At 61.2% G+C, this 14,875-nt stretch carries 12 protein-coding genes; 7 read left to right on the top strand and 5 right to left on the bottom strand.

The features are described 5' to 3' along the window. Window positions 1–33 precede the first annotated feature (33 nt). The 3 genes from RFM68_RS15760 to RFM68_RS15750 all read right to left on the bottom strand — a co-directional run bounded on the left by RFM68_RS15760 (window position 34) and on the right by RFM68_RS15750 (window position 2,920). Window positions 34–834, bottom strand: coding sequence for an ATP-binding cassette domain-containing protein (locus RFM68_RS15760; RefSeq protein WP_320233889.1), 801 nt, complete (start codon window positions 832–834; stop codon window positions 34–36). Then, window positions 831–1,988, bottom strand: coding sequence for an ABC transporter permease (locus RFM68_RS15755; protein WP_320233888.1), 1,158 nt, complete (start codon window positions 1,986–1,988; stop codon window positions 831–833). The genes RFM68_RS15760 and RFM68_RS15755 overlap by 4 nt, the downstream gene beginning before the upstream one ends. A 98-nt stretch (window positions 1,989–2,086) precedes the next feature. Beyond that, window positions 2,087–2,920 carry an oxygenase MpaB family protein gene (locus RFM68_RS15750; RefSeq protein WP_320233887.1) on the bottom strand — a complete coding sequence of 278 codons (834 nt, stop codon included), beginning with the start codon at window positions 2,918–2,920 and terminating at the stop codon, window positions 2,087–2,089. 193 nt (window positions 2,921–3,113) lie between these two features. Between RFM68_RS15750 and RFM68_RS15745 the strand changes: the two genes are divergently transcribed. From RFM68_RS15745 to RFM68_RS15725, 5 genes are all read left to right on the top strand, one after another. Continuing rightward, on the top strand, window positions 3,114–3,935 hold the full coding sequence (locus RFM68_RS15745; RefSeq protein ID WP_320233886.1) for a S8/S53 family peptidase: 822 nt from the start codon (window positions 3,114–3,116) through the stop codon (window positions 3,933–3,935). 43 nt (window positions 3,936–3,978) lie between these two features. After that, window positions 3,979–4,191 (top strand): hypothetical protein, encoded by a 213-nt coding sequence (locus RFM68_RS15740; RefSeq protein ID WP_320233885.1) that lies wholly within the window; start codon window positions 3,979–3,981, stop codon window positions 4,189–4,191. A gap of 24 nt (window positions 4,192–4,215) precedes the next feature. Next, window positions 4,216–5,751, top strand: a complete 1,536-nt coding sequence (locus RFM68_RS15735; protein ID WP_320233884.1) for an FAD-dependent oxidoreductase — start codon at window positions 4,216–4,218, stop codon at window positions 5,749–5,751. Between the two features lie 88 nt (window positions 5,752–5,839). Continuing rightward, entirely contained in the window at window positions 5,840–6,139 is a 300-nt protein-coding gene (locus RFM68_RS15730; RefSeq protein ID WP_320233883.1) for a type IV toxin-antitoxin system AbiEi family antitoxin domain-containing protein, read from the top strand. Window positions 6,140–7,323: 1,184 nt separating this feature from the next. After that, window positions 7,324–7,470, top strand: a complete 147-nt coding sequence (locus RFM68_RS15725) for a hypothetical protein (RefSeq protein ID WP_320233882.1) — start codon at window positions 7,324–7,326, stop codon at window positions 7,468–7,470. A gap of 166 nt (window positions 7,471–7,636) precedes the next feature. Here the strand turns inward: RFM68_RS15725 and RFM68_RS15720 are convergent, their stop codons facing one another. Together RFM68_RS15720 and RFM68_RS15715 are read right to left on the bottom strand one after the other, a co-directional pair. Beyond that, complete coding sequence (locus RFM68_RS15720; RefSeq protein WP_320233881.1) at window positions 7,637–7,909, bottom strand: hypothetical protein; 273 nt, start codon at window positions 7,907–7,909, stop codon at window positions 7,637–7,639. A 38-nt stretch (window positions 7,910–7,947) separates the two neighbouring features. Further along, entirely contained in the window at window positions 7,948–8,247 is a 300-nt protein-coding gene (locus RFM68_RS15715; RefSeq protein ID WP_320233880.1) for a hypothetical protein, read from the bottom strand. Between the two features lie 685 nt (window positions 8,248–8,932). Here RFM68_RS15715 and RFM68_RS15710 point away from each other — a divergent pair. Together RFM68_RS15710 and metH are read left to right on the top strand one after the other, a co-directional pair. Continuing rightward, on the top strand, window positions 8,933–9,895 hold the full coding sequence (locus RFM68_RS15710; RefSeq protein WP_320233879.1) for an alpha/beta fold hydrolase: 963 nt from the start codon (window positions 8,933–8,935) through the stop codon (window positions 9,893–9,895). Window positions 9,896–10,858: 963 nt separating this feature from the next. Continuing rightward, window positions 10,859–14,668, top strand: coding sequence for a methionine synthase (gene metH, locus RFM68_RS15705; RefSeq protein WP_320233878.1), 3,810 nt, complete (start codon window positions 10,859–10,861; stop codon window positions 14,666–14,668). Window positions 14,669–14,875: the final 207 nt, after the last annotated feature.

Below are 14,875 nucleotides of genomic sequence, written 5' to 3'. Positions count from 1 at the left end.
TGCTCTTCTGGAGATTGCTTCCGAACCGCAAACTCATTGCGGCAAGGCGATTTCCCTCTGCGGGTTCCGGACGTCCTCGCTCGTATCGTCGCGGGCGCCGACCATATATTGTACGAGTTCTTCTGTGTTCGTTTCGGCGGTTGCCTTCTCGGCCACCTTGCGCCCGCGATGCATAACAATAAGGCGATCGGTGACTGCGAACGCATCGGGCAGAGTGTGCGTGATCAGGATCACTGGCACGCCATGCTCGCGCAGCCGGCGGATGAGCTCGAGCACCTTCTGCTGCTCGGGGACGCCGAGATTGTTGGTCGGCTCGTCCATGATCATCAGCTTGGCATCCCAATAGACCGCCCGCGCGATGGCGACCGCCTGGCGCTGGCCGCCGGACAGGTTCTCGATCGGTTCCGTGAGGGTCGGAAAGTGGATCTGGAGGGACTCGAGCGTCCGGCGCGATTCGCGCGGCATCTGCTGGTCGTCGAGCGTCTTGATCAGCCCGCCGAAATGGCGCTTTTTCACCTCGCGCCCCAGAAAGATATTGGCGCCCACATCGAGATTATTGGCGAGCGCGAGGTCCTGATAGATGGTCTCGACGCCATGGCGGCGAGCGTCGATCGGATGCGCAAAGTGCGCGTGCTTGCCTTGAAAAAACATCTCGCCTTCGTCGGCGTGGTAGACGCCGGATATGCATTTGATCAGTGTCGACTTTCCGGCCCCATTGTCGCCGAGAAGGCCGACGACTTCGCCACGATTGATTTCGCAGCTCACATTGTTCACCGCAACCAGGCCGCCGAAGCGCTTTGTGATGTTTCTGAGCGAGAGAAGCGGCTCAGTCATGTCTCGGCACTCCGCCGGTGACGACCGGCAATCAGGTCGCGAGACTGGTCGATCAGCACAGCGATAATCACGACCGTTCCGACCACGATGAACTGAAAGAAGGCCTCCACGTTGAGCATCACCAACCCCGTCGTCAGGACCGCAATGATGAGGGCCCCGATCACTGTCCCGATCACAGTTCCGGCGCCGCCGAACAGGCTCACACCGCCGATGATCACCGCCGCGATGGAGGACAGAAGAAGGGGATCGCCGATGACCGCAGATCCGGCAGTGAACCGAAGCGTCGACAGGAAGCCGGCTATCCCCGCAGTCGAGGCGGAAAGGATGTAGAGCTTTATGATGTGACGATCGACCGGTATGCCGGTACGCAGGGCCGCTTGCATGCTGCCGCCGATGGCATAGGTATGTCGGCCGAATTGAGTTTTGCGGAGGAGGAAGACGGCGCAGGCGACGACGCAAGCGGTCACGATGACGGGATAGGGCAGGATCGTGTCCATCCGGCGCAGCAGATCGCCGCTCACATCCGGCCGTTGGAGGAAATAGAAGCCGCCGCCTTCACCCCAGATGTAGTATAGAAGCGCGTCATTGCCATAAGCGCGAATTCCCGTCGGCAATCCGATCACCGTCGTATTCTCGGACATGAGGTAGGCGACGCCCCGCACGATGAACGAGGTGCCGAGCGTCACGATGAACGCCGGGACCTTCAGCTTGGCGATGATGACGCCGTTGATGAAGCCGACCGCCGCCGCGCCGCCCACGCCCGCAATCAGCCCGACCAGCACCGAAGGAAAAAGCGGCACCCCGCCATCGAACGCCCAACGCAGAGCGAGTGCCGACAGGACCGAGGCGAGGCTCATGACCCATCCGACCGACAGATCGATGCCGGCGCCTATGATGACGAAGGTCTGGCCCAGCGCAAGCAGCAGCACAGGAACGATCGCGACCAGAATGTTCTGGGAATTCCGGATGGTGAGGAAATGGACCGCACCACCGCTGGCCAGCGGCACCGTGACGACGAAGAAGAGCACCATGAGGGCAAGGAAGAGCCACGCCCAGATGCGGCTGGCCAACAAGGCGAATCTCTGCGCAGGCGTCCAGATCCCCGAGGGCTTCACCCCGGCGGGCAAAACAATTCTCGACCCGCGATTGGCCACGTACCGGTTTCCTCGAAATATGGAGGAGTGAACAGGAACCGAAATCAAATCGAGGGCGCCGCGCAAGAGCACCCTCGACTCTCTTCACCCGGGCCAGTTTATTTCCCGGGAACCCCTGCCTGCCGGACTGCCGCGACTTCCCAAGTGCGCAAACCGTGCCCGGTGAGCCCCAACAGCGCCTGCACCCGATAAGGCACCAGATCAACGGCGGCGGCTACCAGCAGGTGCTGTGCCGGCCTCAACGGCAGCGGCAGGATAGGAGCTGAACGCATGATCGCGAGGAATTCGAGCACAATGGCTGAGCGCTCCAGCCGTCCGGCTGTCGCATGGAACAGCGCTTCAAGCTCGGCTTCGGATCCCGGTGCGCCGGGGACGCCGAAAAGGCGTGCGGCGGGAGCGCCCTCGGCATAACAGCGGTCGCGCTCCAATGCAGAGAGCTGCTGCACATAGACGTGATAAGCTTGGACAAAGCCGTATGCCGCCGTTGCCTGAACCCAGTTCAGAAGATCGGGGTCATTGGCGCAATATCTTTCGCCTGACGATGTCACGCCTGCGACCCGGTCGTGTATCCGCCGAACGCGTGCGATCATGGCCTCGGCAGTGGTATGGGAACCGTAGATCGTCACCATGGCAGCGAGCCCCGTGCTGTGCAGTCGCCGAATTGGATTCTGACGGAACGACGTATGCTCCCATACGCCAGTGCGCACGCGCGGTTCTGCAAGCTCCAAGATCACGGCGGTGACGCCCCCTATGAACAGCGAAAGCGGGTTTTTGAACACGCGCCACGACACGGAGTCCGACGCTACCAGTCCGGCCTCGCCGATAGGTCGCGAGAAATCGATCTGAGGTCGGTCGGGAGGCTCCAGCACTGCCTGCGCTACCGCCTCCAAGAAGCTTTGCAACGGCCAAGGCAGAACGATTGGCGTGGTCATGGCAACGAGCGCCATTCACAAGAAACGCGTGCACCCAAGCAGCGAAGTCGGCCGCTGGAAGCACCTGTCGAAACTGCTTGCGCACCGTAGCTCAATTGCATGACCGTGCCCACCCCGAGCGGACGCCGCGCAGGTCGAGCGAGTAGGCTCGCCGATCATCGGTGGTTTAGTGAGCCCGGCTTTCTGCGACGGCATGATCGTCTTCGCGGCTTCGGGCGACAATGATTCCTCTGACGGCGGCGCGGACCCGGCCAATGTCGATCTGCCGTCCTCCTGCCCGTTCGTGGTTGGCTGCGGCGGCACCATGAAGCCTCACGACGCCAATGCCGAAGAGACCGTCTGGAACGACGATCCCGGTAATCCGAATGGCTCGGGGACGGGCGGTGGCTTCTCAGAGCTGTTCCGCCCCATGCCGGCATGGCAGGCGGGGGCGCCGCACGGACCGGGCCGCATGGTACCTGACGTCTCGGCCAATGCGGACCCATATACGGGATACAATGTCTTGGTCCACGGCCGACAAGAAGCGATCGGCGGCACCAGCGCCGTGGCACCGCTCTATGCCGGCCTGTTTGCCGCCTTCGGGCGCAAGCTCGGGCTCGTGACGCCGCAGCTCTGGCTCAACCACACATGCTTCAACGACATCACCCAGGGCGACAACGGCTATTTCCGCGCCCGCGTCGGCCCTGACCCGTGCACCGGTATCGGCACTCCCATTGCGAGCAAACTGGGCAAGTTGTTCGAGGCGCTGGACAAACCCCCAGTGCACCCGCCGCGCGGCCAACGCCGAAATCCAACGAGGGCTATTGAGCCTGCAAGCATTTCTGGTTCGAATGGAGCGATGCTTCCAGTACATTGCCGATGTTGCCGAGCACCCAGCGCTCTGTCGGCGAGGCGATGTTCGAAGGGCGCGTCGACCTGCTGCAGTCGGAATGTGAACGCAAACGAGTGGAGTAGGCGCGACCCTCCGGCGTCTTCATTGGTCGATTTCCCCGCTTGCCAAGTGGCCCGACCGTAGTTTGGGGGCGAGCAGGGTTCGCTTTTGTCTGACCGAGCCGTTTGTGGAAGCGCGCCTCGACGAACTCGATGGGCTGGGTTGCGTCATCGGCAGCGCCGGCATCGCCCTTGAGCCACGCTGCCCCGGTGTTCCTGTCATGATATTTGCAGGCGGCTGTCGGTTAAATTCGGTTGCAGGATCCCCAGAATGGCGAGAAACTGAATTCCAAGGCTATCCAAAGGAATACCCGCTTCTCGACCCGGATGTGCGCTTCTGATCCAGAACGCCAAGGGAGAAGGCAATGGCCCAAGACCAAGGCAAGCCTACCGGACCGGATCTTAGTCAGGGCATCGCACTTGCCGACGTTCCCGATGGCAGCAAACTGGTCGGCCGATGCGGGGACGAACAGGTGCTTCTGGTGTGCCGCGGAACCGAGCTATTCGCGGTCAGCGCGACATGCACGCATTACGGCGGCCCGCTCGTTGATGGCCTAGTGACGGATGATACTGTGCGCTGTCCATGGCATCACGCGTGCTTCGATCTGCGAACGGGCGAAGCCCTGCGCGCTCCTGCCTTCAATCCTCTCGCCTCCTGGGCCGTCGAGCAGCGAGATGGCCGGATATTCGTTAGCGAGAAACTCAAAAGGGCGACTCCAAAACCGCGCTCCGGAGGCTCCGGCCAGGTCCCTGAAAAAATCGTCATCGTAGGCGGCGGCGCGGCGGGGTTCGCAGCGGCCGAAATGTTGCGGCGCGAACAGTTCCAAGGCAGCATCGTCATGATCAGCGACGACCAATCGCCACCTGTCGACAGGCCGAACCTGTCCAAGGACTACCTTGCCGGAAAAGCTCCAGAGGACTGGATCCCGCTGCGCAGCGAGAAATTCTATTCCAAGAACAACATCGATCTGCGTCTCAAGACGGAGGCCGTGCACGTCGACGCCCGATCGAGGCAGGTTGTCCTCGCCGATGGAGGAAGGATTCCCTATGACAGGCTTCTACTTGCGACCGGGGCCGAACCTGTCCGTCTGGCCGTCCCCGGTGCCGACCAGCCGCATGTCCACACGCTGCGCTCGTTCGCGGACTGCAAGGCGATCATTGCACGCGCCGCCACCGCGCGCCGCGCGGTCGTGGTTGGCGCCAGTTTCATCGGGCTCGAGGTTGCCGCGGCTCTCCGTTCGCGCGATATCGACACCCACGTCGTGGCGACGGAAAAGCGGCCCATGGAGCGTGTCCTAGGCCCGCAGATGGGTGAATTCATCCGCGCCCTGCATGAGGCGCATGGCGTCGTGTTCCATCTGGAGGAAACCGTCGGCAGCATTGATGGGGGGAAGGTGAAACTCAGCAGCGGCGATACCTTAGCGGCCGATTTCATCGTAGTGGGCATTGGCGTGCGACCGCGCACCGGGCTGGCCGAAGCAGCAGGGCTGGTTGTCGACCGTGGCGTCGCCGTAAACGCCTTCCTGGAAACGAGCGCGCCATGGATCTTTGCGGCTGGCGACATCGCGCGATGGCCCGATCCCCACAGCGGCGAGAACATCCGGGTCGAGCATTGGGTGGTTGCCGAGAGACAAGGGCAGACTGCCGCGCTCAACATGCTCGGACATCGTGAGAAGTTCGTCGCTGTGCCGTTCTTCTGGAGCCAACATTACGACGTGCCGATCAACTACGTCGGCCATGCCGAGCGATGGGAAGAGATCGTCGTCGAGGGCGACATTGCAGCACGGTATTGCCTGCTGCGATTCAATGGAAATGGGCGCACGCTAGCTGTCGCCTCCGTCTTCCGGGATGTCGAAATCCTGGAAGCCGAGGTGGCAATGGAGCATACGGTGCCTGTCTAGCCGAGCCCTGCCGGTATCCTGGGAGACTGGCGCGCAATGATGGGTGGGGCGGATAGATAAGTAATATCAGATAGTTGCGGGAGACCGTGTGCAAAAAAATGGCACACGAAAGTTCTGCTTCTCTTCTTTTTTGTTTCCACGACGGAGCCGCCGACAGCCCTATTCGGACGCTCTTTTTGCCAACGATATTGACCGCTTCATTGCGGACGCTCGCTGCGATATCCGTGGCAACGGGCAGTCGCGCTCCCAAGAATGGGAGGTAGTGCGAACGCGCGACCTCACGAACGTCGGTGTTCCCCGTTGCTATCTGGCCCGGATGTGCGATGAGGGCCTGCTCATCAAGGTCGGCTATGGAACTTATCGCGCAGCAACGCAGGAGACGACATGATCAATCATGCGGCGATATCGACCCGGGCTGCAGATGGTCCGCAGGGGCACATCGCCGAACCCACTAGGTTGGAAAGTGGTTTGAGGTGGTGGCGGGGAGAAGGACTTGAACCCCGGCCCCAGGACTATGATACCTGTACTGGCCTTTGATTCTCTGATGAATTGGCCTCCATGTCGCGCTCAGATTACGGATGCGACGCCGGCGTTCGATTCCGGCTTCGAGCCGATCAGGTTCGACAAGTTGAGTTCTGGCAAGCTGTCGCTGTGCTCCTGGCAATTTGGGCGGCCAACGCACCGACCGCGACGACGGTCACAAAGATCAGCCGTCTCGGCACACTCGCCCAACGTAGAGCGCGCGAGCGTCTAGCACCGCTGCGTTTCCGCCATTGGTCAGACAGATTGTAGGTGACGAGACCTGTCCAAGCCCTTTCCCCGCTGGGTAGAATGCTCCCAAATGCGGCGGAGGTCTACCGGTAGACGGGCCGGGCTGTTCACCTAAATCTGTCGAGAAATTGGCTAACGTACATATCCAACAAGCTGCTAACGCGCCAACGGTACAATCGCGCGGCCACTCTTTCGCGCCCCATAATCGTCTCTGCATGATCTGTTGCTAGTTTGAGCAGCGTCTCGGAGACTTCCTGCGCCGACCAGCCTTTGACGAGAGAGGCCTTCACCAAAGCTTCAAACGCGGTCCCAAGGGCAACCTCGCAGTTGATGGCGCGGTCGGGGCTACCCTCTGGAAGCAGGGGCGATTCGATTGGTGGCATCGGGGCCATGCACCAGAAAGCTCAAACATGGAAAATCGTTCCGCCCACCCCACTCCGGCTCGTTAGCGCTTGTTGGGGAGGTAGACCTGCCCTGACATTTGATGAAACATTCATAGGTCTTCCGGATTTGGTTGGAGGAGGATCGTCACATGAGAGATGCGGGATTGGGATTTGAGATACGGAGTTTCCGGACGCACGATTGGTACGGGCCGAAATAGATGAACATGGCGGTCGCGATCACAATCGCTGCTGCAATGATCAGTGCGGCCTTGATCGTGGAGTTCATCTAAAAGACAGGCCTTCCATGTCGTCGGACGACCCTGGCATTCACAACAGGCTCTTGGCGACTGGTTAGAGGTCAGGAATATCCGATGCAAGACCATGATCTGATTGAACGTCCTGGCCGCGGCTGGACGCCATGGAAGAAGGCTCCGGCGAGGCCGACATCGGCAAGGTCTGGTGGGCGGCAAGGTGCCTCCACTTCGCCAAGCTCAATGTCACATGCTGGTTCGACAGTTCCGATCTCGTCGCGATCGATTACTGGGGCTTCCGGCCGGAGAAGTGATGCATGAGGCTGAAGCCGGCCGGCTGGCAGCCGTTGCCAGAGGTGTTTCGGCTCGAGCGGGAGCGGGAACAGCAAGAGGCGGTCGATCTCATCCGCGGGAGTGCAAGAAAAAAGGCCGTCCACGTAAATGCTGGATGTAGGACGGCCTCTTATAACGTAGCAGAGTTTAGTAGGCCTTCTTGGGAGCGGCCTTCTTCGCGGTGTGCTTCTTGTGCTTCACTGGGCACTTGTGCTTCTTCGTCACCTTGCAGGCCTTCACGACGTGCTTTTTAACTGGCTTTTTCTTCGTCATAGCATCTGAGGCCGGCGCGGTGGTGGTCGTGGTCGCCGCCGGGGCCGCCGGCTTTGTGGCAGCGTCGGCAGTGCTGATGCTGAGAATCGGCATCGAGACAGCGAGCGCAAAAGCAAGACCGAGGGCGGAGATGAGGGACTTTTTCATTGTTTCATTTCCTTTTTTGCGGGTCGGTTTTTTGAGTGTCACTGAATCGGATCGATCGGTGTCACGCCAAGCAACTTCAAAGCGTTCGCGAGCATCCGGATTCCCTGCGCCTCCTTCTTCTTGGCGCAGTACCGGTTTCCCTTTCTTTGAAGTGCCTTCGCCGCGGTGACCTGCGTTGCCGCGGCATGGGTTTCGAGGGCTTCATCAAGCTGGCGGCTGAGATTGCTGCAGCGCTCAGCCCGGGTGATCGCCACCTTTGCGTCGGATACTCCAACCGCGGCCGTGACGAGCAAAATGCCGAGCAACGCACCCATCAAGCTGATCGAGATCCTTTGCATCGCTTGTCGCAAACCCGAGCAAGTGCTGCCACAGTGCAGCAGCCGATGAACTGACCCTCCAGTCAATTGTATGCTTTAACGATTTCTAGAGTTTTTCTGGTGTGTTTCTGGATTGTGTCTGAGGGCTGCCACGATTAGGTGCCGCCGCCACGGCCGAACAGCGCTTCCTGAGTAGGCCACAGGATCAATTACAGTCGGCGAGTTACAGGCTGATCATTCCGCAAGCGAAACGTTCGGGGCCCGACTGCTCAAGTGGCCGGGCTTTTTTGGCTATTCGGCGGCATTGCAGGCCGAGCGTGAATCTGCCGACCGGGCGGAGGACCTTCTTGAGGCGTTGTCCAAAACCCGCCGCGTCCCTTGCCCGTGTGCCGCCGCCATGCGCTTGGCTTCCCAATCCTCCTGAAGCGCCTCGTACAACTCTTCGATCTGGATGGCCTCGACCGTAGGCTACCGCACTAAAGCCGATTTGGGAGGCCCGAAATCCTGAGAAGCCAATGCCTCGGTTGATAATTCCTCTCCCGATTAGGAAACGAGTAAATCAGGCGATACTGAACGCTGGCTCCTTGAGCATCGAGATTCTTTTGTGAGAAAGCCTGCTCCAGACGAGGAGATCACCCCACTGGGTGGCGACTTCGTGACGATGGTGGTCTAGGGCCTCCTACAGCTAGGCAAGGAAGTTTTTGCAATGAGTCGAATTGTTGCTTTCCTGCTGGTCTTACTTAGCACTTTCGTGACCACGTCCGGTTTGACTTTCTTGCTTTACAGGAACGAACTTAGTCGGCTGCGCGACGCCGTCGGCCGAGGCAGTCTGGTCGCCAACCTCGACGTCGGCCCGATCGAATATGCCGACAGCGGTACGGGCATTCCGCTGTTGTCGATCCACGGCGCCGGCGGCGGTTTTGACCTGGGCCTCGCCATTGCTGCCGATCTTGTGGGTGGAGGCTTTCGGGTCATCGCGCCGTCGCGCTTCGGCTATCTGCGCACGCCCGTTCCGCGAGACCCCTCTCCAGCCGCGCAGGGCGACGCGCACGCGGCGCTGCTTTCCAGACTGAACGTCCCCAAAGCGGTCGTCGTCGGCGTTTCGGCCGGCGCCCGTTCGGCGGTCGAGCTGGCACTGCGGCACCCTGACAAGGTTGCCGCTCTCATTCTGATCGTCCCAGCCCTTTATTCGCCCACCAGCCCCGTCTCGATCAATGCGAGCCTCACCAACAGGTTCGCGTTCCGGGCCGTCAATGCCGGCGGCGATTTCGCTTGGTGGGCTACTGAGACTATCGCACCGTCGATACTCATTCGCTTTCTCGGCGTTCGGCCGGCGCTGCTAGCGGCCGCGCCGCAGGCCGAGAGGGAACGCGTCATGAGCTTTGTCAGGAGCGTCGAGCCGCTGTCGCTGCGTTTCCCCGGAATCAAGATCGACAGCGTCCCCGACCTGCGTGAGCTGCCGTTGAAAGAAATCACTGCACCGACAATGATCATCTCCGCGCGCGACGACCTGTTTAACACGCTGCCGGCAGCCGAACTTGCAGCGGCAAAGATCCCCGGTGCCAAGCTGGTCGTCTACGACACTGGCGGACATCTCTTGGTCGGACACGCGCAGCAGGTTCGCAAAGCGATCCGCGTGTTCTTAGCCAGCGCGGGCGTGATCCCGTGATCCGACGGCCTGCGACAGTGACGCAACATCCGCCCGCGCGGGAGCCCCATTGAACACGGCCGCGCGGAACCAGCCGATACGATGCACCTTGGGAATCTCGGAATTCCAATGACGGCTCATGTCTGATTTCCTTGCAGACGGGCCCATCTTGGCTCCGGGCGGAGTAGCCTCAGTGTCCCATGTCACCGCAGGAGCGATACGGAGTGCATCAAGGGATCACGGCGCCTCGCATCTGCCCTTAGATCGCTCCGAACTGTGCCACCCGTGAAAGCTCTCGGCCAACGAGACCGAAAACCGCGAGGATCACTGCGCCGGCCGCGCCAGCGGCGCCTGCACGGATCTGGTCTGCGGCGACCATCATACTTTGAGTGCGAGCCCCACGGTTGGCACCGGAGCGGGCGGAATGGCCCGCATGCGGAGGTTGCCCGCGTAAATTGCCCGCCTTCAAGTATTCCTTGCTGAGCACCGGCTGCGCCTTATTTGACAGAGCGCCTGGAAACACTGGGCATCACGCGGAAGGAGGCGCCAGCAACGAATGATAGCGCCCTGCCGCCAAGGTTTGCATGGCAGGCAAGCGGCAATTTACCCACTCGCCAACGTAATAGAACTCAGGTGACCAGTTCAGAGTGGCCGAAACCATTCGAGTAATCGAGCACAGAGATCACTGTTGGCACTACGCGGAAAATGCGGACCTGCTCCGGGTTCGGCATTGGGCCGGGCATCGCGGCTTGCGGCGGATACTTCTCCGGCAACATCTTCAGAACCCTTTCCGCTTCGTCCCGATCCGTGACCAGCTAGGCATGCGCCGCCATTGAAAGTCCGGTGATTTCCATCACTTGTGGCGTATCATGGTCGATAGTGCCTGCGACAGGTAACGGACTGCTTGCCTCGAGACGTAAGGCATGTTGACATAAAGATGTCTTTATGTGTCTACTAGATGAGCATTCGTTACGAGGACAAAGAATGTCGGAAAGTCCGTCCTCACTGGACGATCTGTTTGGTCCGCCCGGCGAGAAGCGAGACGGGTCGGAAGTCCTGGCTACGCTTCAAGCTACTGCGTGCGAACGCATCCTGATCCTCGACGGTGCCATGGGCACCCAGATCCAGGGTCTCGGTTTCGACGAGGACCATTTCCGCGGCGACAGGTTCGTCGGTTGCGCCTGTCACCAAAAGGGCAACAACGATCTTTTGATCCTGAGCCAGCCCAAGGCGATCGAGGACATTCATTATCAGTACGCTATTGCCGGCGCGGACATCATCGAGACCAACACCTTCTCATCAACGTCCATAGTGCAGGCCGATTACGGGATGGAGAATACGGTCTACGACCTCAATCGCGACGGCGCTCGGCTTGTCCGCCGCGCTTTGATGCGGGCACAACAGGAAGACGGCAAGCGGCGGTTTGTCGCCGGCGCTCTCGGGCCGACCAACCGCACCGCCTCGATGTCGCCGGATGTCAACAATTCCGGTTACCGCGCCGTGACGTTCGACAAGTTGCGCAATGCCTATGGCGAGCAGCTGCGCGGGCTCATCGACGGCGGCGCCGACATCATCCTGATCGAGACCATCTTCGACACGCTGAACGCCAAGGCGGCGATCTTCGCCTGCAACGAGATCTTTGTCGAAAAGGGCGTGCATCTGCCGGTCATGATCTCCGGTACGATCACCGACCTGTCCGGCCGCACGCTCTCCGGTCAGACGCCGACGGCTTTCTGGCATTCGGTCCGTCACGCCAGCCCGTTCACGATCGGCCTCAATTGCGCGCTCGGCGCCAGCGCCATGCGCGCGCATCTGGATGAGCTTTCGGGCGTCGCCGGCACCTTTGTCTGCGCCTATCCGAATGCCGGCCTGCCCAATGAATTCGGCCGGTATGACGAGAGCCCGGAATTCATGGCTGAGCAGATCGAGGGTTTTGCACGCGACGGATTGGTCAATGTCGTCGGCGGTTGCTGCGGCTCGACGCCGGACCATATCCGCGCCATCGCGGCGGCAGTGAAGAAATATCCGCCGCGCGCCATCCCGAAGATCGAGCCGAAGATGCGCCTGTCGGGTCTCGAGCCGTTCACGCTGACCGACGAGATTCCGTTCGTCAATGTCGGAGAGCGCACCAATGTCACGGGCTCGGCCAGGTTCAGGAAGCTGATCACGGCGGGCGACTATGTCGCCGCGCTCGATGTCGCGCGCGACCAGGTCGCCAACGGCGCCCAGATCATCGACATCAACATGGACGAGGGCCTGATCGATTCGAAGAAGGCGATGGTCGAATATCTCAACTTGATCGCGGCCGAGCCGGACATTGCCCGCGTTCCCGTGATGATCGACAGTTCCAAGTGGGAGATCATCGAGGCCGGCCTGAAATGCGTCCAGGGCAAGCCGCTGGTCAACTCCATCTCCATGAAGGAAGGCGAGGAAGCGTTCCTGCATCATGCCAGGCTGGTGCGCGCCTATGGCGCTGCGCTGGTCGTCATGGCCTTCGACGAGGACGGCCAGGCCGACACCAGGGCGCGCAAGGTCGAGATCTGCACCCGCGCCTACAAGCTGTTGACCGAGCAGGCCGACTTCCCGCCCGAGGATATCGTCTTCGATCCGAACGTGTTCGCCATCGCCACCGGCATCGACGAACACAACAATTACGGTGTCGACTTCATCGACGCCGCGCGCGAGATCACCGCGACGCTTCCTCATGTCCATATTTCGGGCGGCGTGTCGAACCTCTCCTTTTCGTTCCGCGGCAACGAACCGGTGCGCGAGGCCATGCATGCCGTGTTCCTCTACCACGCCATCCAGGCGGGCATGGACATGGGCATCGTCAATGCCGGGCAGCTTGCCGTCTACGACACCATCGACCCGGAACTGCGCGAAGCCTGCGAGGATGTCGTCAACAACCGCGAGCCGAAGGGCGGCGGCACGGCGACCGAGCGCATGCTGGAACTCGCCGAACGCTTCAAGGGCACGGCGGGCAAGGAGGCGCAGGAATGCGTTCTCGCCTGGCGCGACTGGCCGGTCGAGCAGCGCATTTCGCACGCGCTGGTCAATGGCATCACCGAATTCATCGACGCGGACACGGACGAGGCGCGGCGCGTCGCCGAGCGGCCGCTGCATGTCATCGAAGGCCCGCTGATGGCGGGCATGAACGTCGTCGGCGACCTGTTCGGCGCCGGCAAGATGTTCCTGCCGCAAGTGGTGAAGTCGGCCCGTGTGATGAAGCAGGCGGTGGCCGGCCTGCTGCCCCACATGGAGGCCGAGAAGCTGGCGAACGCCGCCAGCGGGATCGACAATGGCGAGCGCCAGACCGCCGGCAAGATCCTGATGGCGACGGTAAAGGGCGATGTCCACGACATCGGCAAGAACATCGTCGGCGTGGTCCTCGCCTGCAACAATTATGAGATCATCGATCTTGGCGTCATGGTGCCTGCGGCGAAGATCCTGCAGACGGCGCGTGAGCTAAAGGTCGACGTCATCGGCCTATCCGGCCTGATCACGCCCTCGCTCGACGAGATGGCGCATATGGCGGCCGAGATGGAACGTGAAGGCTTCGACATTCCGCTGCTAATCGGCGGCGCGACGACCAGCCGCGTGCATACGGCGGTCAAGATCCATCCGCGCTATGCGAAAGGCCAGACGGTGTATGTCGCCGACGCCAGCCGCGCCGTCGGCGTGGTGTCGGCACTGCTGTCGAATGAGGCCAAGGCCGGCTATGTCGAGAACGTTCGTGCGGAGTACAAGAAGGTTGCAGACGCGCATGCGCGCAGCGAAGCCGACAAGCAGCGGCTGCCGCTCGCCAGCGCGCGGGCCAATGCCCACAAGATCGACTGGGCGGACTACGAGCCGCCAAAGCCGTCCTTCCTTGGCCTGAAGGTCTTCGAAGGCTGGGAGCTGGCCGAACTTTCGCGCTATATCGACTGGACGCCGTTCTTCCAGACCTGGGAGTTGAAGGGGCGGTACCCCAAGATACTCGAGGACGAGGCGCAAGGACCGGCGGCACGGCAATTGTTTGAAGATGCCCAGGCTATGCTGGCGAAGATCATCGCGGAAAAATGGTTCGCGCCCAAGGGCGTGATCGGCTTCTGGCCAGCCAATACCGCCGGCGACGATATCAGACTGTTCACGGATGAGGCCCGCTCGCACGAACTGGCGACATTCTTCACGCTGCGCCAGCAGCTGGCCAAGCGCGACCGCAAGGCCAATGTCGCACTGTCGGATTTCGTCGCGCCTGCGGACAGCGGCAAGGCCGACTATGTGGGCGGCTTCATAGTCACCGCGGGCATCGAGGAAGTGGTGATCGCCGAGCGCTTCGAGCGGGCGAATGACGACTATTCGTCGATCATGGTCAAGGCGCTGGCCGACCGTTTCGCCGAAGCCTTCGCCGAGCGCATGCACGAGAAGGTGCGCAAGGAGTTCTGGGGTTACGCGCCCGATGAGGACCTAGCCCCGGACGATCTGATCGGCGAGGCCTATCGCGGCATCCGCCCCGCGCCCGGCTATCCAGCGCAGCCCGACCACACCGAAAAGGCGACGCTGTTTCGCCTGCTCGACGGCGAGCGCAATGCCGGCGTGAGCCTGACCGAAAGCTTTGCCATGTGGCCGGGCTCCTCGGTGTCGGGGCTCTACCTTTCGCAGCCCGAAAGCTATTATTTTGGCGTCGCTAAGGTCGAGCGCGATCAGGTCGAGGACTATGCGCGGCGCAAGGCCATGCCCCTGGCCGAGGTCGAGCGCTGGCTTGGGCCAATCCTCAACTACGTGCCCGCGCGCTACGCCGAAGCGGCGGAGTAAGTCCGCATTACCAGCCTGTCGTTCTTGCCCTTGACCGATCTCGCATGTGGATCGGTCTGGGCGATCGATGATTTGATCAGGGTGCTTAGCACTACTTTGGCAGGTTTTTAGCGGCGCGGCGTTTTTGGTTTACAACCAGTGCTAGCGATTTTGCAGCTGGCAGAACTATTTTGGGCCGCTCGATGATTAAGTTTGGCACTCCTATCT

This window comes from Mesorhizobium montanum, from assembly GCF_033977145.1.
GTDB classification, from domain to species: Bacteria; Pseudomonadota; Alphaproteobacteria; order Rhizobiales; family Rhizobiaceae; genus Mesorhizobium; species Mesorhizobium montanum.
Note: the sequence above shows the minus strand (reverse complement) of the source record. Positions and strands in the feature narration are given on the sequence as shown.

Excerpts from the sequence above, each read along its gene's own strand:
- RFM68_RS15735 (WP_320233884.1), top strand. The coding sequence starts at position 4,216 with ATGGCCCAAGACCAAGGCAAGCCTACCGGACCGGATCTTAGTCAGGGC.
- RFM68_RS15760 (WP_320233889.1), bottom strand. The coding sequence starts at position 834 with ATGACTGAGCCGCTTCTCTCGCTCAGAAACATCACAAAGCGCTTCGGC.
- RFM68_RS15720 (WP_320233881.1), bottom strand. The coding sequence starts at position 7,909 with ATGAAAAAGTCCCTCATCTCCGCCCTCGGTCTTGCTTTTGCGCTCGCT.
- RFM68_RS15715 (WP_320233880.1), bottom strand. The coding sequence starts at position 8,247 with ATGCAAAGGATCTCGATCAGCTTGATGGGTGCGTTGCTCGGCATTTTG.
- RFM68_RS15725 (WP_320233882.1), top strand. The coding sequence starts at position 7,324 with ATGGAAGAAGGCTCCGGCGAGGCCGACATCGGCAAGGTCTGGTGGGCG.
- RFM68_RS15745 (WP_320233886.1), top strand. The coding sequence starts at position 3,114 with ATGATCGTCTTCGCGGCTTCGGGCGACAATGATTCCTCTGACGGCGGC.
- metH (WP_320233878.1), top strand. The coding sequence starts at position 10,859 with ATGTCGGAAAGTCCGTCCTCACTGGACGATCTGTTTGGTCCGCCCGGC.
- RFM68_RS15750 (WP_320233887.1), bottom strand. The coding sequence starts at position 2,920 with ATGACCACGCCAATCGTTCTGCCTTGGCCGTTGCAAAGCTTCTTGGAG.
- RFM68_RS15710 (WP_320233879.1), top strand. The coding sequence starts at position 8,933 with ATGAGTCGAATTGTTGCTTTCCTGCTGGTCTTACTTAGCACTTTCGTG.